15 protein-coding genes are annotated in these 19,889 nt (G+C 62.0%); 8 read left to right on the forward strand and 7 right to left on the reverse strand.

Annotation, left to right across the window (positions count from 1 at the left end):
• Positions 1-19 precede the first annotated feature (19 nt).
• Positions 20-868: a symmetrical bis(5'-nucleosyl)-tetraphosphatase gene (locus AC07OO_RS10590; protein ID WP_495082069.1), complete on the forward strand. Its 849-nt coding sequence runs from the start codon at positions 20-22 to the stop codon at positions 866-868.
• Positions 869-876: 8 nt separating this feature from the next.
• Here AC07OO_RS10590 and AC07OO_RS10595 read toward each other — a convergent pair whose 3' ends face one another.
• The 4 genes from AC07OO_RS10595 to guaD all read right to left on the reverse strand — a co-directional run bounded on the left by AC07OO_RS10595 (position 877) and on the right by guaD (position 5,677).
• Entirely contained in the window at positions 877-2,346 is a 1,470-nt protein-coding gene (locus AC07OO_RS10595) for a DEAD/DEAH box helicase (protein ID WP_495083332.1), read from the reverse strand.
• 219 nt (positions 2,347-2,565) lie between these two features.
• On the reverse strand, positions 2,566-3,474 hold the full coding sequence (gene ypfJ / locus AC07OO_RS10600; RefSeq protein WP_495082070.1) for a KPN_02809 family neutral zinc metallopeptidase: 909 nt from the start codon (positions 3,472-3,474) through the stop codon (positions 2,566-2,568).
• 102 nt (positions 3,475-3,576) lie between these two features.
• Positions 3,577-4,149 (reverse strand): dCTP deaminase, encoded by a 573-nt coding sequence (gene dcd, locus AC07OO_RS10605; protein ID WP_495082071.1) that lies wholly within the window; start codon positions 4,147-4,149, stop codon positions 3,577-3,579.
• 211 nt (positions 4,150-4,360) lie between these two features.
• On the reverse strand, positions 4,361-5,677 hold the full coding sequence (guaD, locus tag AC07OO_RS10610; RefSeq protein WP_495082072.1) for a guanine deaminase: 1,317 nt from the start codon (positions 5,675-5,677) through the stop codon (positions 4,361-4,363).
• A 165-nt stretch (positions 5,678-5,842) separates the two neighbouring features.
• Here guaD and AC07OO_RS10615 point away from each other — a divergent pair, with 165 nt between their 5' ends.
• The 7 genes from AC07OO_RS10615 (at position 5,843) to AC07OO_RS10645 (ending at position 15,645) form a co-directional block, all read left to right on the forward strand.
• Complete coding sequence (locus AC07OO_RS10615) at positions 5,843-7,159, forward strand: hypothetical protein (RefSeq protein ID WP_495082073.1); 1,317 nt, start codon at positions 5,843-5,845, stop codon at positions 7,157-7,159.
• 310 nt (positions 7,160-7,469) lie between these two features.
• The gene (locus tag AC07OO_RS10620; protein WP_495082074.1) at positions 7,470-7,793 is read left to right on the forward strand and encodes a hypothetical protein; all 324 of its coding nucleotides are present in this window, start codon (positions 7,470-7,472) and stop codon (positions 7,791-7,793) included.
• An 18-nt stretch (positions 7,794-7,811) separates the two neighbouring features.
• Positions 7,812-9,779 carry an AAA family ATPase gene (locus AC07OO_RS10625; protein ID WP_495082075.1) on the forward strand — a complete coding sequence of 656 codons (1,968 nt, stop codon included), beginning with the start codon at positions 7,812-7,814 and terminating at the stop codon, positions 9,777-9,779.
• 184 nt (positions 9,780-9,963) lie between these two features.
• Positions 9,964-11,478, forward strand: a complete 1,515-nt coding sequence (locus AC07OO_RS10630) for an alpha/beta hydrolase family protein (RefSeq protein ID WP_495082076.1) — start codon at positions 9,964-9,966, stop codon at positions 11,476-11,478.
• An 85-nt stretch (positions 11,479-11,563) separates the two neighbouring features.
• Positions 11,564-13,594, forward strand: coding sequence for a hypothetical protein (locus tag AC07OO_RS10635; RefSeq protein ID WP_495082077.1), 2,031 nt, complete (start codon positions 11,564-11,566; stop codon positions 13,592-13,594).
• 135 nt (positions 13,595-13,729) lie between these two features.
• Positions 13,730-14,812, forward strand: a complete 1,083-nt coding sequence (locus AC07OO_RS10640; RefSeq protein ID WP_495082078.1) for a sensor histidine kinase — start codon at positions 13,730-13,732, stop codon at positions 14,810-14,812.
• Positions 14,797-15,645 carry a LytR/AlgR family response regulator transcription factor gene (locus tag AC07OO_RS10645; protein WP_495082079.1) on the forward strand — a complete coding sequence of 283 codons (849 nt, stop codon included), beginning with the start codon at positions 14,797-14,799 and terminating at the stop codon, positions 15,643-15,645. Before AC07OO_RS10640 ends, AC07OO_RS10645 begins: the two co-directional genes overlap by 16 nt.
• Positions 15,646-15,659: 14 nt before the next feature.
• On the opposite strand, the gene AC07OO_RS10650 is transcribed toward AC07OO_RS10645, so the two are convergent.
• The 3 genes from AC07OO_RS10650 to AC07OO_RS10660 are packed head-to-tail and all read right to left on the reverse strand — an operon-like array spanning position 15,660 to position 19,883.
• Positions 15,660-18,938, reverse strand: coding sequence for a ligand-binding sensor domain-containing diguanylate cyclase (locus AC07OO_RS10650; RefSeq protein ID WP_495082080.1), 3,279 nt, complete (start codon positions 18,936-18,938; stop codon positions 15,660-15,662).
• A 23-nt stretch (positions 18,939-18,961) separates the two neighbouring features.
• Positions 18,962-19,348 carry a nuclear transport factor 2 family protein gene (locus AC07OO_RS10655; RefSeq protein WP_495082081.1) on the reverse strand — a complete coding sequence of 129 codons (387 nt, stop codon included), beginning with the start codon at positions 19,346-19,348 and terminating at the stop codon, positions 18,962-18,964.
• 40 nt (positions 19,349-19,388) lie between these two features.
• Positions 19,389-19,883, reverse strand: a complete 495-nt coding sequence (locus AC07OO_RS10660) for a DUF6265 family protein (protein ID WP_495082082.1) — start codon at positions 19,881-19,883, stop codon at positions 19,389-19,391.
• Positions 19,884-19,889 lie beyond the last annotated feature (6 nt).

Raw genomic sequence — 19,889 nt, forward strand, 5'->3', positions numbered from 1 at the left:
CCAAGCGAGAATGAAAACCATGGCACTTTACCTGATTGGCGATATTCAGGGCTGCGACGCGGCCCTGTACGACTTACTCCACACCCTGGATTTCTCTCCCAGCCGCGACACGGTGTATGTGCTGGGCGACCTGGTCAACCGCGGGCCAGACTCTGCCGCCGTGCTGCGCCGCCTGATGGGCTATGGCCAGGCCGCGCAGTGCCTGCTGGGCAACCATGACCTGAGCCTGCTGGCCACGGCCCACGGGGCGCGCAAACCCCACCGCAAAGACACGCTGGACGGCGTGCTGAACGCGCCCGACCGCCACGCCATGCTGGACTGGCTGCGCCACCAGAAGCTGGCCATGCAGTTGCAGCGCGGTGACACGCCACTGCTGATGGTGCATGCCGGCGTACTGCCCAGTTGGACCGCCAACCAGACACTGGCGCTGGCGCAGGAGGTGGAGACCGTGCTGCAGGGTGAGCACGCGGTCGACTTCTACCAGGTGATGTATGGCAATACGCCAAATCACTGGAACGATGCATTGCGCGGCATGGACCGCCTGCGGGTCATCGTCAATGCGTTGACGCGGCTGCGCTTTTGCACCGCAGAGGGGGTGATGGAATTTGAGACCACCGATGGCGCCGATAGCGCCCCAGCGGGTTATCTACCGTGGTTCGCCGTGCCGGGCCGCAGGACCGCCGACATCAGCGTGGCCTTTGGCCATTGGTCCACATTGGGCTGGCTGGATAGAACCGATGTGCTGTCGCTGGATACGGGCTGCGTATGGGGCGGCAGCCTCAGCGCCTTGCGCTTCAATCTGCAAGACCAAAGCCAGGAGTTGATTCAGGTGCAATGCCCGATTGCGCAGCAACCGGGTAAAGACTAAAAACGTTCTTATGCTGCCTTGAACAGCGCTGCGACCTTGACCTTGGGCTTGATATTGGCCGATATGCCGCGGGCTTGCGGGCGAGCCGTGGCTTCCCAAGACGGTGCCGCAGCCACAGGAGCGCTGGACTCCTCATAAGGCTTGTCAAAGAAAGGATCGCGGGGTGCAGACTGTGCAGGACGGCCGTAGTCGCCACGGGGTGCGCGCGGCGTGCGCGGGGCATAACCGTCGTCACGTGCACTGCGGCGTGGCCCACGACCGTTGTCGCTTTCGCCATCTTGCGCATACATGCGCCGGCCATCGTTGATACGACCCTGCTTGCGGATGTCGGGAGCATCTTCGTCGTACTCCACGGCCTCCAGCTCGATCTTGGTCTTGATCAGCTTTTCAATGTCGCCCACCAGGCGCGCATCGTTGTTGCCGCCGACAAAGCTCACCGCCAGACCGGATGCACCCGCGCGGCCGGTGCGGCCGATGCGGTGGATGTAGTCCTCTGCGTTGAAGGGGATGTCAAAGTTGAAGACCGCGGGCACATCCTTGATGTCCAGTCCACGGGCGGCGACGTCGGTACAGACCAGTAAGTCGACCTCACCCTTTTTGAACGCCTCCAGGGCCTTCAGGCGCTCGTCCTGGCTCTTGTCGCCATGCAAGGCAGTAGTCTTCAAACCTTCGCGCTCCAACGACCGTGCCAGGCGGGCGCAGCCGAGTTTGCTATTCACAAACACAAAGGCCTGCTTCATGCCGCGGGTCTTCAGTATCTGGTGCAGTGCGTGGCGCTTCTCGTCTTCGGGCACACTGTAAAAATGTTGCTCCACGGTAGAGGCCGTGGCATTGGGCCGGGCCACTTCGATAGTGACCGGGTTTTGGAGATAACTATTGGCCAGGCGCTTGATCTCGGGCGAGAAGGTCGCACTGAACAGCAGCGTCGTGCGCTGTTTGGGCAGGTAAGAAAGGATGCGCTGCAGGTCCGGCAGGAAGCCGATATCCAACATGCGGTCGGCCTCGTCCAGCACCACATACTCCACCTGGTTCAGCACTGCGTTCTTGGCTTCAATATGGTCCAGCAGACGACCTGGCGTGGCCACCAACACTTCGACACCGGCTTTCAGCTCCAGGGTCTGGGGCTTCATGTCCATGCCACCAAACACCACCGCGCTGCGCAGGTTGGTGTACTTGGCATAGAGCTTGACCTGCTGGGCCACCTGATCGGCCAACTCGCGCGTGGGCAACAGCACCAGGGCGCGCACGGGGTGGCGTGCGGGGGACGTGGAAGCGTTCTCGTGCTTCATCAGGCGGTGCAGCAAGGGCAGCGAGAAGGCGGCCGTCTTGCCGGTGCCGGTCTGGGCGGCGCCCATGACATCCTTGCCGGTAATGACCACGGGAATGGCCTGGGCCTGGATGGGCGTCATGTTTTCGTAGCCCATCTCGGCCACAGCACGCTTGAGCGGCTCGGCAATCGCCAACTGGGCATAGGCCATCAGAGGCGCATCCGCGGGCTTCGCAGCGGTCGGGGTTTCGGTAGGTTCCGGGGAGATCAGTTCAGTATTCAAATCAAACACGCATAGCAAAAAGATGTGCTATCGGTCCGATAGCTGAATGGCGCCCAAGACTGGGAGCACCTCGTATTATCCCCTAGGTTTCTCCGGAGGGCCACCCCGGGTCTATGCCGGGCCCTCTAGCGGAATAGGAAAGCCACCCTAGAGTTCGCGCGCGGAGAAGGTGTCACAGGCCTTCACACTGCCGGTTTTGATGCCATTGCTGAACCAGCGTTGTCGCTGGGCGCTGCTGCCGTGGGTAAAGCTTTCCGGCACCACGGCGTGGCCGCTGCCGCGCTGCAGCGCATCGTCCCCAATGCGGGCGGCTGCGTTCATGGCCTCTTCCAAATCCCCCCGCTCCAGCAGTTGGCGGGCATTGTTGGCGTGGAAAGCCCAGACCCCGGCCAGGCAATCGGCCTGCAGCTCCAGGCGCACGCTCAGGGCGTTGTATTCGGCCTGGCTGACTTGGCCGCGCTTTTGGTCCACTTTGTTGCTGATACCCAACAGATTCTGCACATGGTGGCCCACCTCGTGGGCAATCACATAGGCCTGGGCAAAGTCGCCCGGCGCACCCAGGCGGCTCTTCAGTGTCTCGTAAAAGCCCAGGTCGATATAGACCTTTTGGTCCGCAGGGCAATAAAAAGGCCCCATCGCGGACTGCCCCTTGCCACAGGCGGTGGGCGTGCTGTTGCGGAACAAGACCAGCTTGGGATTTCGGTAAGTGGCGCCGCCCTTGGCGAATACGTCTTTCCACACGTCTTCGGTGTCGGCCAGGATGGTGGACACAAACTTGGCCATGTGGTCGTCGCTGGGCGGCTTGTGGGCCGGCGCGGGGTGTTGCTGCACCACGGCGCTGGGAGCGCTACCGCCCCCGCCACCGCCGCTCAAAAGCCCCAGGATGGTCAAGGGATTGATGCCAAACACCCAGCCGCCCAGCAAAGCGATAACGATGGTGCCAATGCCGATGCTGCGTCCACCGAACATACCGCCGCCACTGCCACCGCCTCCTCCGCCATCCTCATCCCGGCGGTCTTCCACATTGTCGGATTCGCGGTTGCCTTCCCATTTCATGTCACACCTCCAGAGGTTGAGCGTCGCCGGGCCGCCCCAAGACGTGAAGGCCCCCATGGGGGGCAGCGACCCGTGCAACGGCGGAGCGTGGGGGCAACATTTTCAGGCCTTCGGCAAAGTCACACCCGATTGACCTTGGTACTTGCCGCCGCGGTCCTTGTAGCTGACTTCGCAGACGTCGTCCTTGTCGCTTTCGAAGAACAGCACCTGGGCGCAGCCTTCACCGGCATAGATCTTGGCCGGCAGTGGCGTGGTGTTGGAAAACTCGAGCGTCACATAGCCTTCCCATTCGGGTTCGAACGGGGTCACATTGACGATGATGCCGCAACGGGCATAGGTGCTCTTGCCCAGACAGACGGTGAGCACATTACGGGGGATGCGGAAGTACTCGACGGTGCGGGCCAGCGCGAAGCTGTTGGGCGGGATGATGCAAACTTCGCTGTGGATGTCCACAAAGCTTTTTTCATCAAAATTCTTGGGGTCGACCACGGTGCTGTGGATGTTGGTGAAGACCTTGAATTCGGGTGCACAACGGATGTCGTAGCCGTAGCTGCTGGTGCCGTAGCTGATGATCTTCTTGCCGTCTGCCAGGCGGACTTGACCCGGCTCAAAGGGTTCAATCATGCCGGTCGTTTCGGCCATGTGGCGAATCCACTTGTCGCTTTTGATGCTCATGGGGTCTGCTCTCCTAGTGTGCAGGGATTGTAAGCAGGGGAGGCGACAGAAGCGGAGGCAAGCTCTCGTTCGGCAGCGATGCGTGGTAGTCCACTACCGCTGGATACAGGACAGCCACGTCTCGCCGGCACTCCCCTCACCGGCAGGCAAACATGCCAGATCAGCTATAAAAACAGAAGCGATACATGTAATGCTGACGAGGGCTAGAACCTCAAATGGCTTGAGACACCACCGTACGCTCGACCAACCGGTCATCCCCCAACACAATCATCGAGAACAACAGCTCGTCCAGATTCGCAGCCAAAGAGGTCTTGCGCGCCAGAAGAGGCGTTGCCTGCGGGTTCAACACCACAAAATCCGCCTCGCACCCCGGCAGCAGATTGCCGACCACCCCCTCCAGCCCCAGCGCCCGGGCAGCGCCGGCCGTGTGCTGCCACCACAAGTGCTGCGGATTGAGCGACAGCCCCTGCTTGGTCTGCCCCTCGCGTCCCACGTAATAGGCGCCCAGCATGGTGTGGAAGGGGCTGAACGAGGTGCCGCCGCCCACGTCACTGGCCAGCCCGTACTGGAAGCCCACCCGGTCCGCACCGGCGTAGTCAAAAAAACCGCTGCCCAGGAACAGATTGCTGGTCGGACTGACGGCCGCTGCCGTGCACGTCTCGCGCATCAGCGCGCGGTCGGCGTCGTCGAAATGGATGCAATGGGCATAGACGGCACGTTCGCGCATCAGGCCAAAGTCGTTGTATGTGGCCAGGTAGCTGCGCGATTGGGGGAACAGCTCGCGCGCCCAGCTGATCTCGTCCTTGTTCTCGGCCACGTGGGACTGGATCCATACGTCCTTGTACTGCTTCGCCAATTCACCAGCGCCGCGCAACTGCGCTTCGGTGCAGGTGGGGGCAAAGCGCGGCGTGATGGCGTAGCCCAGACGGTCTTTGCCGTGCCAGCGCTGGATCAGCGCCTCGGTGTCACGCAGACTTTGCTCGGTGCCGCTGACGCCACCCTGCCCTTGATTCAGCAGCTCGGCGGGTGCATGGCGGTCCATCAGGCACAGGCCGGTGATGATGCGCATGCGCCGGGCCTGGGCCTCAGCAAACAGGGCATTGACTGACTCGGTGTGCGACGTGGCGAAGGTCAGCGCGATGGTAACACCGTTGCGCAGCAGCTCTGCTACGAAAAAAGTAGCTGCCTGCGCACTGTATTCGAGGGCTGCAAAGCGTTTTTCCTCAGGGAAGGTGTAGTTCTCCAGCCAGGGCAGCAGCCCTTCGGCCGGAGAGCCAATGACATTGGTCTGTGGGTAGTGGATGTGCAAGTCCACAAAGCCCGGGGCGATGATGCGGCCAGGGAAATGCTCCACCGCAACGCCCGGATACTGGTCCACCAGGTCGCGGTACGCGCCCACGGCCTGCACGACCTGCATGCCCTTGGTATCAGGGCCGACAACCAGCAAGCCGTCTTCTTCGAACAATGCACGAATGGGGCCCTCGGTGTGGGGGGCAAACCAGAGAATGGAGGCGCGATAAGCTTTCATAGGGACTAGCTTAAACCGGGAGCCTGGGGCAGGTATATGGCCCCCGGCATAAACCCTATCGTCCCCCGCCACGTGGCCCGGGCCGTGTCGGCGCTATAGGCGTTACCAATGCTTGCAATTCGTAGCCGCGGACTGGGCTTTTGCCCGGCTACAGTGGATACCACCATGCAAACCAGCACCCCATTCAAGCTACTCTTGGCAGCCTGCACTCTGCTCGGCACAACCGCCTGGGGCGATGACCACTTCCCCGCTGCCGGCAATCCCCTGGGCAGTTGTACCGTGCCGGCGGCGGCACAGGCGGAAGACGTGTCCTCGCCCACCACAGTCATCGGCAACGGCACACCGGCTAGTTGCACGGGTGCTGCCGTCGTCCAGGGCGTTGCCCGGGGCGGCATCATCACCTTCAATTGCGGGCCGGATCCGATCACGATCACGCTGACGCAGCCGGCCAAGATCGTCAACAACACCGGGCCCAAGATCGTCATCGATGGGGGCGGCAAGGTTGCGCTCAGCGGCGGCGGCACGAGCCGCATCCTGTACATGAACACCTGTGACGCCGCCCAGGTGTGGACCACCTCCCATTGCCAGGACCAGGACCACCCGCAGTTGACGGTGCAGAACCTGACGTTCATTGACGCCAACTCCATTGGAGCAAACCCAGATGGCGGCGGCGCCATCTGGGCGCGCGGCGGCCGGCTGAAGGTGGTCAACAGCCGGTTCTTCCGCAACCAGTGCGACGCAACCGGGCCGGATGTAGGTGGCGCCGCCATCCGCGCCTTCAGCCAGTCGCAGAACCTGCCGGTCTATGTGGTGGGCTCCACCTTTGGCGGGCGCACCGACCTCGGCAATGTGTGCTCCAACGGCGGCGCTTTGAGCAGCATTGGCGTGTCGTACTCGGTCATCAACAGCCGCTTCACGCACAACCGCGCCATCGGCGTGGGTGCCAACCCTGCACGCGCGGGAACGGCCGGTGGCGGCAGCGGCGGCGCCATCTACAACGATGGCAATACTTTTCAATTGCAGGTGTGCGGTAGCCAGATCGACAACAACACGGCCAAGGAAGGCGGTGGTGCCATCTTCTTCGTCAGCAACGACCGCAGCGGCACGCTGGCCATCAGCAACTCCGTGCTCAGTGCCAACCCCAGCGCTGGCTTTGAAACCACGGGACTGCCCGGCATCTTCTACCTGGGCAGCGGCAGTGCGCAGGTCAGCACATCCACGCTGGACCGCGGCAACACCACCACATCGGCCGACTGCGTTTTCAACTGGGGCGAGCACCACTACGCCGAGCTCTTGACCCCCGTCACGGGGCGTTCGCAAACGCTGGCACCCTACTACTACCGCCACTACCCCGGCACCAATAGTTATGTCGGCATTTCATCGCAAGACGACAGGCTGCGCTACATGGGTAGCGCCAGCAACAACCAGATGCTGGACCTGGGCAGTATGGCTACCTGGAAGCAATCCGCAGGCTGCCAATAGCGCCCATTGCAGCGTTATCTTTTTGCAACACACGCACACGCCAACCGCAAAAATCGCTTGAGCTTGGGCAACAAGCTCTGACAGAATCGCGGCTTCGCTGAATCGAGACCGCTGCGCAACGAGTGTCCTTGCGCAGTCAACCCCTTGAAAGGCCCACACCTATGTTGTTCCAAACCTTCACCTAAAACGCACCTCTGCCGCCCCGGCTGGATGTGTGCCACATAACCGTCCAGCCAGTGCCCGTGCCGCATCCGCAGCCGCAAGCCCTGGTAACTACAGCCGGGGCTTTTTGCTTTTGGAGTGTGCACACATGAGTGCCAAGGTTTTCTCGCGCGACTACGCGCAAGGCAAGGTCAAAAAGCTGCAGCGCATGAAGCAGCCTTTGGCCATCAAGGTAATGCTGGATTCCCCGCCGGGCCGCCCCAAGGGGAATCAAGGCCCCCTCGGGGGGCAGCGACCCACACACAGTGGGGAAGCGTGGGGGCTCAATCGTCCGCCACGCAACCCCGTGGTCTTCGCCATGGCGCACCGCGCTGCATCGGCGGGCGCGGGCAAGCACGTTCGCAGCCAGGGGGCTGCACGCCGCGCGGAGAAGGTGACGTTGCAAAAGCTGGTACGCCAGCTGGAGCAGTGAACAGAACGACATAGAACTATGAACAACATCAACAACGAAATGCACACGCATATCGCCGAGCGCAGCGCGCGTTTGGCCGAAATTGCAGCCGAGCTCAAGACCGAGCTGTTCGGCATCGACACGGTCATCGACCGCGTCATCGAATCCCTGCGCGCCTGGTACGTGATGCCCGAGCTCATCAAGCGCCCGGTCATCATTTGCCTGTGGGGCTTGACCGGCACCGGCAAGACCCAGCTGACGCGCTTGATCGCACAGAAGCTAGGTTTCTACGACCGCTTTGTCGAGGTGCAGATGGATGGCTTCAGCAACAGCACCGGCTACCGGCCCAGCACCATCTCGGGCATGCTGGGGGAGTCCGGCATCGTGGAAGGTGCACCCGGCATTCTGGTGCTGGACGAGTTCCAGCGTTACCGCACGCTGGACAAGGACGGTGACGACATCAAGGTCGAGCGATACCAGGATGTGTGGACGCTGCTGTCGGACGGCCGTCTGGCGCCGGCTTTGTCCTTCATGTCCGACATGGAGTACTCGCTGGGCAACGCGCAATACGACCAAGAGCGTGAAAAGAAGGATGACAAGGAGGCCAGCAAGTTCAAGCTGCACCTGTCGCCCTACGAGGCACGCGACCTGAAGCAGGCGCTCAAACTGCAGGAGCCCTTGCTGGAGATCATGCGCTGGACCTCCGACCAGATCCAGGCCCGCATGCAGGCCTTCCAGAATTCGCCCGAAGCCTGGGAGACGGATTACAGCAAGCTGCTGATCTTCGTGGCCGGCAACCTGGACGAGATGTACCGCCACACCGCCGCGCGCGTGGAAGACTGCGACACCGATGCCGACATCTTCCATGCGCTGACACAAAAGCTGTCGCTGATCGATGTGAAGAAGGCATTGGGCAAGCGCTTCAAGCCCGAGCAGATTGCACGCTTGGGCAACAACCATGTCATCTACGCCAGCTTCAGCCGCGCAACCTACCAGCGCCTGATCGCCAATATGTGCGACGGCTATGTGCGCGATCTGGCCGAGTCCTCGCAACTGCACTTCCGCTTGGACCCGGCACTGCTGGACGAGATCTATGCCAACGCGGTGTTTCCGGCGCAGGGCACGCGACCGCTGTTTTCGTCTATCCACGCCATCGTCAGCGCACCACTGGTCGATGCCACGCTGTGGGCCATTGAAAACGGTGCCACGCCGGGCGACGAGCTGCAGTTGAACCTGGGCGCCGACAAGCGCCATCTGTTGGCACAGTTTGGATCGCACAGCAAGGCCTACCCGGTCAACTTCGAACTCAACCGGCTCAAAGCGCGCGCCAACCCGGACTTCCGCGCGCTGCTGGCGGTGCACGAGGCGGGCCACGGCCTACTCTACGGTGTGCTGTTTGGCCATGTGCCGCAGGAGATCAAGATCAATGTGGCGTCGTTTGACGGTGGCTACAACAGCTACCAAAGCCTGCGCTCCGAATCGCGGCGCAACCTGCTGGATGCGATCTGCGTCAGCCTGGGTGGCCGTGCGGCGGAGGCCATGGTGTTTGGGGTCGAGGCCTGCACCACCGGTTCCGAGCAGGACCTGAAGCAGGCGACGGCCGATGCTGCGCAGTTTGTACGGCACTTCGGCTTTGCCGGACGGTTGAGCCGCACCGATGTGACGCACGAGATGGACGACGATGTCAATACCGACATCACGCCCACCAACGAGACGATCGAGGCACTGCTGCAAGCACAGTACCAGCGCGCCGTGCGCCTGCTGCAGGAACACAGTGCCGTGTTCCTGCGCGTCACCCAGGCCCTGACCGACGAAGGCGAGGTACCGCGCGGGGCCCTGGCACGGTGGTTGGGCCTGGAGGTGGCCGCCAAGCCCAGCGTGCTGGAGCCCTATGCCGCGCACCTGGCGGCATTTGCACAGCAGCAAGCGGCATTGGGCCAGGTGGAACGGCAGTTGCGCACCCTGCCCGCGACAGCACCGGTGGATCCGGTCGAACTGGCAGCCTAGGGCGGCGCCAGGGCCGCGACCCTGCTCCCGTTGAACCGCCCCATGTAACGGTTCAACGGGCGGAATCGACCGTTCACTGGCTTGGCGGTTTACGCCGCCGCATGCGGGCGCTGAAATGGCGGGCGTGCCTTCCATAGCAGATGGAGGCACACGATTCCCTATCTGTCACAACAAGGAGCCCGCCATGCGCCAATTCCGGCCGTATCGAAAGCAATCCCCCAACATCCTGTTGCTGTCACTTGCCGCCGCCCTCACTGCCTGCGGTGGCGGAAGCGGCAGCGACGGCAGCATGGCAGCAGATGCGGCCGGGGCCGAGCCCCCCCTGCAAGCCCAGGGCAAGGCTGCTGGCGGCTCCACCGTGGAGGATGCAGCAAAGACCCTGCGCGGCACCGTGCTGAGCACCACAGCCACGCAGAACCTGGGCAAGAAGTACATTGACAATTCGGTCAGCGCCGCCGAAGCGCCCTTGGTGACCAACAACAAGGACGCCACCAGCGCGGCGGGTAATGCCAAGTGCGATGTAAAGGTGCTGCGCCTGACCTACAGCACCATCAACCCCCAAGACGCACCCAAGTCGGTGCAAGCCACCGCCAAGGCCAGCGCAGCCTTGCTGGTGCCGTCTGGTACTGGCTGCCCTGGTCCCTGGCCCATGCTGTCACAGCAGCATGGCACCAGCATCGGAAAGGACGGTGTGGGCCAAGAGGGCGTGACCAGCATGGCCGCCTACTACGGCTCACAAGGTTATGTGGTCGTCATGCCCGACTACCACGGTTACTCCGACTCCTCGGTACCCTACCACCCCTACCTGCAGGCCGAACCCAGTGCGGCTGTCGTCATCGACGCAGTACGCGCAGCGCGCAACTGGCTGAATGCCAATGGCTACGGCGCATCCTTGGGACCCAAACTGTTCTTAGCCGGAACCTCGGAGGGCGGCTATGTGACCATGGCCACCCAGCGCAGCATGGAGCGCTTCTTCCCCACCGAATTTGCCATCACCGCCGTGGCCCCCACATCGGGCCCCTACCAGGTGCAGGCCACGTTTGACCAATTCATGAGCCTGCCCGATACCGCAGAAGAGTCTAAGACCGTCGGCGCCACCTTCATCATCGAGGGCTTCTACCAGCGCTACGGTGATGTGTACGCAACGCCCGGCGAGGCCTACCGCGCCCCTTGGGCTGGTGAGATGGGCAAGCTGCCACCGCTACTGCCCAGCGCCACCACATCGAGCGACGGCGTGTTGCGCAAAACCTGCCAGTTGCCCTACAACCTGAAGGATCCTGCGACACCCGATACCCCAACCTACCCCGGTTGCAGCACCGAGCCCTTGCTGGCTGCGGAATACGTCACGAGCTACCTGAGCCCAACCAGCACGAGCGGCGGCGCCAAGGTGCGCTTGCACGCTGGAGAGAACAACCTGCTGCAAAACTGGAAGCCCAGCAGCAAGACCTATGTTTGCTACGGCAGCCTGGACGACATGGCCACCCCCAATGCCCAGGCCGCCAACGACTACTTCCAAGCGGTGGGCTCGGGTGCGCTGCTGACAGTGGAAGACCTCGAAGCAGAAACCCAGCCAGTCATCGCGAACTGGATGGACACACAAACCAAGATCCACAAGCCCGGCGCAGGCTATCACGGGCAGGTGGAAGCACCGGCTTGTACCTCCTGGTCGCGCCACACGGTATTTGACCCTTTGCGCTAAAGCGCACCCTCAATTTCCCCAGCTGAATCCAGCCGGGGGAATTTCTCCGTTGTTGTATTGCATAACGAAACATTATTGGGAGTGAATGATGTACAGAAACTTAAGTCGAAAAAATGTCGCGGCCATGCTGCTCGTAAGCCTATTGCAGGCCTGCGGTGGCTCCGAAGACGCGGCCCGCAAGCCCGAGGAAGCGGAGACCCGCTTGACTGCGCAGGCCGCGTCCCTGCCCAAATTGGGCGTCGAGGATGTGGACACCGGCAAACCGCTCAGCAGCACTAGCACGCTACTGGTCGATACCTCCAGTAGATTGCCAGCCCACCAGAGCGGCCTGGGTATGAATCTGGAGGGGTTTTCGTATTACTCTGGTGATTTTCCAACCATTGATGTGTTCAAGCGTGCGAACAATTCAGCCGGTTGGGTACTCTCTAAGGGTCCTGGCGATTGGGGGCTTGAAAACCTTTCATATTTACTATCATTGGATGAAAATGGTTGGATTAAGCAACTACCCGTAAAAGATGCAGATGGCAATCTGCGTTACGCACGGGCTTTCATGTTCCACAACGACCTAAATGCCCACCCGCTGGGGGATTACACCGTGGTGTATGAAGGTGAAGGTGAACTTATCTTTGAAAATATGGTCGGCGAGGCAAAAACTTTGCCAGACCAAGGTGACGGTAAACACCGCGTGCAAGTGACCATTGGCAAAGATGTAGTTTTCTCCATCCTTATCAAGGCGACACAGCCTAGTAATTACATTCACAATATTCAGATGCTTGCACCGGGCGGCGTCTGCGCGGCGGCCAAGCTCAATGTTGTCAGCGATGCAGCCCAGTGCGGTGGCTTGCTGGGCAAATTCATTTCCATGGAGACCTTATCCAAGACCCAAATGTGGTACCCAACTTTCCTGAAGGACTTAACGGGAACACGTACCCTGCGCTTCATGGACTGGGGAGTGACCAATTCCAATACATTGGAACACTGGTCAGATCGCCCCAAATGGGATCATGTGTTCTGGGGGTCCAACAAAGGGGTACCGCTGGGCGCCATGATCAGTCTAGCAAACACGCTGAATGCGGATGCGAGGATTAATATTCCTTACAAAGCGGATGACGATTATGTTCGCCAGGCGGCACGTCTGATCAAAAACAATCTAAATCCGAATCTAAAGGCAGTGATCGAGTACGGTAACGAGCCATGGAATGGTGCCGGTCCGTTCGGCACGTTTCATTATGCGAACGAACAAGGAGATAAAGTATTTGAGGGACTTGGACAATCTTGGGATCGTACGATTCAGTGGTCATCCATGCGTGCCGCCCAAGTATGTCAACTCGTCAGGACCGAATTTGGAACAGAAGCGAAACGCCTGAACTGCACAGTCAATGGAATGGCCAGCAGTGTGTGGACAACGGTAAATCAAGTCTTGCCTTGCCAATTTGCAATCGATAAGAAACTTCTACCAAAACCATGTGGCGAATATTTTGATTCGGTAGCGATTGCCCCGTATTTTGGCAACTACATCGGCGAAAATCCCTCATCGAGAGAGTTCATGCTGAGCCATTGGTTTAGTCAGGGAGATGCCATTGCACTTCGCGAGCTATTTAAAGAAATTCGTGCAAAGGATGATGCTGGTAACGACCTGGCAAATACACCATTTGAAGGCAATGTGAAAGACGCCCCAAAGGGGGGGGCACTAAAACAAGCAGCAGGATGGACTACAGAATATGTTGAGCAAATAGCCAAGAGGGCCATTCACCCTCTACCTGTCATGAGCTACGAAGCGGGTCAGCACTTGGCTGTGCCAGCAAATAATTGCACATCCGACGATAAACCATCATGCATTGATGATTACAAAAAATTCGTGCCGCAGTGGGCAAAATTATTCAAACTGGCCAATCATGACGAGAGAATGGGTTACAGCTATCAAACCTATATGTCAACCTGGACACAATCAGGTGCTCAATTGATCAGCATGTTTAACAATACTGGGGCATACAGTGATTCCGGTGCTTGGGGACTGCGTGAAAACTACCTGCAGCCCATGAGCGAGACGCCCAAATGGCAAATCGTTGCGCCCTATCGCACAAGCGCCTGCTGGTGGGATGGCTGCAAAAACTAACGGATGGCAGCAACAGCGGCTAGCGGGTTTACTCAGTGATCTCGCGTAGTATCGACTTCCGCCCGGCCGGAGCCAGTTTCCGGTCGGGCGGACTTTACTTTCACAGGCTCAGAAACCCGTAAACCCCTGCACAGCATGCCAGCCAGCAGCCAGCCATCCACCTTGGCGACGCCCCATCTCCCCTTCAAGGACTACGCCGCCGTGCTGGCCTGCCTGAGCCTGGGGCTGACCCTGCTGGTGGTGGTGCTGGTGTCGCAGCAGCGCGCCCGGGTCGTACTGCTGCAGGTCCTGCCAGCGGTGCTGACCACCATGGCCTGCAGCAGTGCCACCGGCCTGTGGCTACTGGCCCGCACACGCCTGCGGATCTGGACGCTGCTGGCAGCGCCCGCCGCAGCGGGCACGCTGGGCATGGCATCCGTGATCCTGCTGCTGGCAACCGCCAACGGCCGCGCACTGCCCGAGCTCTTCAACCGCTATCTGGTCATCAAGGGTTTGCTGTCCGCCCCACTGCTGGGCGCCATGGTGGGACTCAGCCTTTATGTACTGGCCCGTTCACGCCAGAGAGAACTGGAAGCCTGGAGCCAGGAGTTCAACAACCGCCTGGACGTCGAACGCCTGCAGCGCGAGCGGGCCTTGGCCGACCTGCAATTGCTGCAGGCGCAGATCGAACCCCATTTCCTGTACAACACACTGGCCAATCTGCGCCAGTTGATACGCATGGACAGTGCCCGCGCGCTGGCGATGCTGGAGCAGTTGATCAAATACTTCAAGCTGGTGCTGCCCAGCTTTCGCAGCGAACGCCTGCCACTGCAGGACGAAGTTGCCTTGGTTCAAGCCTACCTGGGACTACTGCGCGAACGCCTGGACCGCGGCATGCACCTGACGCTGCAGATACCACCCGAATGGCATGCGGCCATTGTGCTGCCCGGCGCCCTGCTGTGCCTGGTCGAAAACGCCATCAAACATGGCCTGCCTGAGGATGGCGCCGAACTGACTCTGCACATTGCGGCAGCGCGCGAGGGCGATAGGTTGCTGCTCAGCGTGCAAGACAATGGCCCGGGCCTGTTCGCCAAGACCCATGCTGAATCAACCGGCACCGGGCTGCGCAACCTGCGTGAGCGCCTGCGCCTACGCTATGGTGACCACGCGCGGTTGCGCTTGCAAGACAATGGCACAGGCTGCAAAGCCATTTTGGAGTTGCCATGGGAAGCACCATAACCAAGACTTTCACCGCCATCGTTGCCGACGACGAGCCCCTGCTGCGGGCCGAGCTGTGCGATCTGCTCGCCCACACCTGGCCTGCCTTGCAGATCGTCGACCAGGTGGGCGACGGACGCGCCGCCGTGGCCAGCGTGCAGCGCCACACACCCGATGTGGTATTTCTGGATGTCAGCATGCCACGCCTGGACGGCATGGCCGCCGCACAGCAGATGCGCAAGCAGGGCTATATGGGGGAGATCGTCTTCGTCACCGCCTACGACCAGTACGCTGTGCCGGCCTTTGCACAACGCGCCATCGACTATCTCGTCAAACCGCTGGAAGAGGCGCGGCTGCGCGATACCGTGGCCCGGCTGCAGGAACGCTTGGCAAGACCCGACCACGGTGCTGCAGGCCCAGACCCCGCCGCCTTGATCCAGGAGCTGCAACTGGCCGTAGCCCAGTCGGTAGCCCAGGCCATGGCCCGCCAGCCTGCGATGATCGCGCCTGCAACACCACCCGCACCCGAACCCATGCCCTGGGTCCGCGTGGTCAGCGGCAACCAGATCCAGTTGATACCAGTGGACGACATCGCCTGCCTGCGTGCTGTGCCCGGCTACACGCAGATCACTACCTGCCAAGGTGAGCACCTGATCAACGAGCCGCTGGCCAAGCTGCTGGAGCGGCTCAACCCGCAGACTTTTGTGCAGGTACACCGCGCCAGCATCGTCAACCTGCGTTTTGTGGCCAAGATCCACCGTGAGCGGCCAGGCCGCTTCATGGTGGAACTCAAGCACGGCCTGGGCAAGGTCGAGGCCAGCCGGGCGCGGGCGGACTTTTTCCGCGACCTCTAAGCATCCCAGCCTGCCTAACGCTCGCTGGCAAATCCCTGCATCACGGCGTCCAGCGGCAGCGATGTGGCAACGGCCAATTCGGCATTGGCCACCATGGCACTGGGGGAAGGCTTGAACCGCTGGACCAAGCCTTGCGCCGTGGCGCCCTCGCCGGCCTCCAAGCCCACCCAGCCGTTGCGGCCTGCGCGCTTAGCGGCATACAGAGCCGCATCCGCAAGCTCGATGGCCGCCTCCCAACTGACCGCGCGTGGGGCCTGCGGTACAAAGGGAAACGCCGCAAACCCTATAGAGCAGGTTTTGTGCAAACGCACGCCCCCGGGTAGTTCGAATTCAGTTTCGGCCACCGCCGCGCGGATGCGCTCGGCGCGCTCGGCGGCGCTGCTACGCGAGGTATTGCGCGCCACCACCAGAAACTCTTCGCCACCCCACCGCACAAAATAGTCGGTCTCGCGGAACACACTTCGGATGCGGGCTGGCAATTGCACCAGCACTGCATCGCCGCCGGGGTGACCATAGGCATCGTTGACCTGTTTGAAGTGGTCCAGGTCAATCAGGTAGAACACCAGATCGATGTCGCCGGGGGGCACTGATTCTGCGCCACTCGTCTCGTAGCGTCGGATGGCCTGCAAGGCGTCCGCCTCCAGATGCTGGGTCAAGAAGCGCCTGTTGCGCAGGCCAGTCAGCGGGTCGGTCAAACTGGCTTCCTCCAACGCGCGCGACGCGGCTTCCAGTTGGGCCGTGCGCTCGTTGACTTTACGCTCCAGCTCGCGCTGGCGCTGGCGCAGCACGGCCGTGCGCGCCGCCACAACCCCATACACGACAGCTAGGGCCAGCAGCCCCATGGCTGCGCGGAACCAGCCGGTCTGGTACCAAGCCGGAAGCACGGTGAGAGGCATACGCAGCTCTGCTGGGCTCCACTCGCCATTGCGGTTGCTGCCGCGCAGCCGCAACGTGTAATCACCCGGCGCCAGGTTGGCGTAGTTGGCCACGCGGCGAGTGGCATCGGTAGCTATCCAGTCAGCATCGACGCCGTCCAGTCGATAGGCGTAGCGGTTGTGCTCGGGCGCCGAATAGTCCAAGGCGGCAAACTCCACCGCGAGGCTATTGGCTGCCGGAGTGATCTCCAGTTTGGCGACGGCGTCGGTGCCCGCTGCGCGGACAGGCACAGGCATGCCGCCCACTCGCAAATCGGTCACCACAACCGGCGCCACATACTGCCACTGCGAAGCCATGCCGCTTTTCACAATGGTCAGGCCACCCAATGCGCCAAATACCAGATCTCCTTGTGCCGTGATGGCGCCCGAGTCGGCCCAATAGCCGGTGGTGAAGGCGTCCCCGTCGGCGCGGCCCAGCGTGCGAATGGCCAGCGACTGCGGATCAACGGAGATCAGGCCGCCATCGGTGCTGGCCCACACTATTCCGTTGGTATCCTGCAGCAGCTTGTCGATACCCCGGCTTTGCGAGCCGATATTGCGCACGCGCTTCAGGCTGGCGGTGGTCGGTGCCGAACCGGCATCCAGTATCTGCAGGTCCCCGGCATCGGTGCCGATCCACAGACGGCCATTGCGCTCGCGCATCAACGAGGTGATGCCGCTCAAGCCCGCCGCAGCGGCCGCATCATCATCCGGCGCCAGTGGGGTGACGCGTTCTGCCGATGCAGTCGATGTGGCGGCGGGAATCCAGACGTCGAACAGATTCCCCGCCGTGGCCACCCAAATGCGCCACCCAGCCTCCGAGCTGGTGCCCAAGGCCAGGGTCATTACGCGCTGATTGGCAAACGCAGCAGCACCAATGGGTCGCGCCCGCCCCGATGACCTCTCCAACGCCCACAAACCGCCGACCGTGCCCCCGACAAACAGAGTGTCGCCGTCAAGCAGCAGGGTCTGGGTGTTTTCCACCGGGTTACGGCCAGCCAGGGTCAGGCGCTCAACCTTCTGGGCCTGCATGTCACTGCGGTAGAGGCCGCGGTTGGTCCCGAGGTAGACCGCACCGTCTGGCGCCGCGGCCAGGCTCCACACGCGATCCTTGGGCAGCGCACTCAGTGGCTTGCCGGGGTCCGGGCGGAGCTGTGCGACACGCGCCCGACCCGGGTCCACGATGTCCACACCATTGGAGCCCAGCCCTAGCCATACACGACCGTCGGCCGCTGTGGCCACGCTGAAGACTTCTGAATCGGTGACGCCGTCCTTGCGGCTCGAATCGGCGAACGCAGAAGCCAGCATGGCTTGCGTGGGGTTTTGCACGCTGACGCCGCGGTTGCTGCCCGCCCAGACCAGGCCCGAGCGGTCGCGCAACAAGGCCCACACATTGTCATCGGCCAGGGAGCGTGGCAGGGTCCGATCACGCCGTATGCGGTGCGTCTGGCCGGTTGCAGCATCCACGACCAGGATGCCCCGGCCAAAGCTACCAATCCAGATGGTGCCGGGCGCAGCCTCCACCAAAGACCCGATGTTCTCCACCGAAAAATCGGTGGCCTCGGGCGTGCCTTCGCGCACCGCAAGCGCTGGGGTGCCATCGGCGCCCAGCCGGAAGGCCCCGTGGCGCCTGGTGCCCACCCACAGATTGCCCACGCTGTCTTCCAGCAGGCGCTCCACGCTGACTGTCTGACCAGCGGGCAGCGGCAATGCAACAGGTACGAACTGCTGCGCGTTTGCGTCCCGCCGGTACAGGCCGTCGCCAGCACCGGCCCACAGCCTGCCCGCTCGGTCCCGCAGCACGGTGGCGATGCGCCCGGCCGGCAGGCCGCTGTCCGCCCCGCCCGAGATATGCGCAACCGCACCGGTGCCGCTCAACAGATGGTCCAAGCCGCCGGCGCTGGCCACCCACAATCCGCCCGCGCCGTCGTCCGCCAGCGCAAGCACGGACGGGCTGGCGAGTTTGTGAGAGCCCGTTGGGTAGGTGGTGAAGCGGTCGGTATCGGGCTCGTAACGGGCCAGCCCGCCGCTGGTGCCAACCCACAGCCGCCCGGTGGCATCCACGCGCAGGGTCTGCCCAATGGGGTTGGGCAGGCTGCCCGTGTCACCGGCCTGCGGCTGGTAGCTTTTGAAACGGTAGCCGTCCCAGCGAGCAAGTCCACTTTGGGTACCGACCCAGATAAAGCCCTGCGCGTCTTGGGCCAAGGCTGTGGCGATGGTGTTGGGAAGCCCCTGGTCTGCGCTAAGGTGTTGAAAAACCGTGTCGGTGAGTTGGGACCACCGCGCCTCGGGCGTCGCCGCACTGACCCAAGCACAGACCAGAAATGCCGCGGCGCCGGCGCATCGGGCCAAACGCTTGCGGATCGGGTGGGCTTGCATCAGCGCACTTTCGCGGCCCTGGCCTAAGCACCTGAATGGGCGGTGGGCGCTATCAACGTTTTCTGGCCCATGGCAAAGGACGCCTTCTGGATGCGCCCATCGGCCACTTCGTAGACGCACAGCAACTCCACGTTTCCCAAGCCCTCGGGGAAATTGCGCGTGATCAACTCGGTGTCCACCACGACATTGCCGACCACCGTGCGGGATACCAGCTTGGCATACAGATCGGGCTCGGCAAAGCGGTCCAGAAAGCGGGCGCGCAAGGCCGCATGGCCCTTGGCCAACAGCGCGCCGTGCAGTGTGTACTGCTCGGCGTTCTCGGCATAGGTTGCCAGCAGGGCCGCCATGTCTTTGGCGTTGTAGGCGTCCAATTGGGCTTGAACCACGGACAAGGGTGTGGCGTGGGGCATCGCGGTGCGGTCCAATGAGAAAGGAAAAATGAGAAGGGCTCTAGGTGCTGTCGCAGCGGCTGCGCACCATGGGGTAGGCGAAGCTCTTGACCTCGCCATTGCGCGTGCCCTCTATGCTGGCCTGTAGCCGGGTGGGCGACTCTAAACGGTAGATGATGCGCTGCGGGAACGGGTGCTCCAGGTTCTCAAACACCACTTCATTGGGGGTTTGCTTGAGCACCGAAAAACTGGCCGGCGGTTTGCCGGAAGGTTGAGCGAAGAACGTCAGCTTGCCGTCCGGCGCAGTGGCGATACGCATGAACTCGTGCGCTACGGTGTTGCCACTGCGTATGGTGCGGCTCATGCCCAGCAGCGTATTGCCCGCCAGCGGCATCCACTGCTCGCCGGAGCCCGGCTCGGCATCGGTGGTGCTCCAGCAGCCAGACAACCAGGTCAGCCCCGCTATCGGCGCGTCGGCGGCATGGGCCGGGAGTGCGGCGATGGCGCAGGCTGTCAACACCAACGCCACCAACCCCTGTTTCGATGCGTTTTGCATACTTGC

The sequence above is a fragment of the Rhodoferax sp. GW821-FHT07G04 genome (assembly GCF_059418585.1).